A 1,146-nucleotide genomic window follows, 5' to 3' on the forward strand; every position below is an offset into this window, starting at 1 on the left:
TGCGCAACATTACTTTTAATATATTGACTACGCTTACTAAAGCTTGAAGCAAAAGTAACGTCGCGTACACTTTTGTTAGCTGCCAGCGCTTCAGGACAGATTTGGTCTCCGAATGGAAAGGCAAATACAGATTTTAGGAACATACCAGTTGGACAACAAGACTGATTCCTTTACCGGAACAGTGACGTTTAACGAAAGGGAAAATTCAATCTACTATAGCTGGAGATTGGTTGACAAGGAGGGCAAATCAATTGCTGAAAAATCATTAAATGTAGCATTTCAAGAAATTCCGGAAGGACAAGACAGGTTCGAGTTCTCCAAAAAACATGCGATTGAAGGGATAAGGAGATACAGAATTGGAAGGGAAGAAATAATCATAGAACTAAGCGAGAGTTGAAGCGCCAGCAGCTAACACCACATATGCGCCATAGCAGTTTGTTGTTTATATTTAGGTAAACTGCAACGGCGCATATGTTAGCGTTGTGCGTAATTGGTTGTAGGACAATGAGATCATATAAAGTATTAGCTGCAGTTCTTTTTATCTTAACTGGTTGCCAGGGCAAGGAAGCGAAAAAAGCAGAGAGCCCTTTTTGGGAAAGCATTTATATGAACCTAGACGGAAATCAGGAACTAAACATCTTTAATTACGACGACTCTGTGGTTTTTAAGAAGTGGACAGACTCATTGGTTGTGCTTGCTGACAATAGAAAGGATTGGACGAGGAGAAACGAGAGAACAGTGGTGTTCAAGATAACGGCTAGTGAGAAAGACAGCCTTCTACATTGGGCTAATAATTTAATGAAGCCCGCCTCTCCGACTATGCGATGTACAGACTATGCCGGACATTTGGTTGTGAAAATTAGCTATGGAACGTATGATAGTAGGACGGTTAAAAGTTGTTAATACTCGTCCGTTTGCGATTGGAATATAGTTAGCAAGGACACAAAGTCGATCTACACCTTTTTGAAAAACAGAAATGTGGACATAGAATAAAATACGCACAACACCACATATGCGCCATTGCAGTTTGTTAGTTAAATTTGGAGTAAACAGCAACGGCGCATATGTCAGCGTTGTAGGTAATTCAAGCCAGCTGATTGTCTGAAGCCCTTTTTTGTTGCCACTTCGGCAAATGATGTCTAAGGA

The 1,146-nt window shown here is 40.6% G+C and carries 2 protein-coding genes; one reads left to right on the forward strand and one right to left on the reverse strand.

Annotated features, from left to right (window positions below; all coding sequences use genetic code 11):
- Positions 1 to 112 precede the first annotated feature (112 nt).
- Positions 113 to 397, forward strand: coding sequence for a hypothetical protein (locus WBG78_RS30735; RefSeq protein ID WP_337330377.1), 285 nt, complete (start codon positions 113 to 115; stop codon positions 395 to 397).
- A gap of 398 nt (positions 398 to 795) precedes the next feature.
- On the opposite strand, the gene WBG78_RS30740 is transcribed toward WBG78_RS30735, so the two are convergent.
- On the reverse strand, positions 796 to 1,146 hold a 351-nt coding region (locus WBG78_RS30740; RefSeq protein ID WP_337330378.1), incomplete at its 5' end, for a hypothetical protein.

The sequence above is a fragment of the Chryseolinea sp. T2 genome, from assembly GCF_037203685.1.
In the GTDB taxonomy this organism is placed as follows: domain Bacteria; phylum Bacteroidota; class Bacteroidia; order Cytophagales; family Cyclobacteriaceae; genus Chryseolinea.

Bases quoted from the DNA above. Each gene is read 5' to 3' on its own strand.
- WBG78_RS30735 (WP_337330377.1), top strand. From the start codon at position 113: ATGGAAAGGCAAATACAGATTTTAGGAACATACCAGTTGGACAACAAG.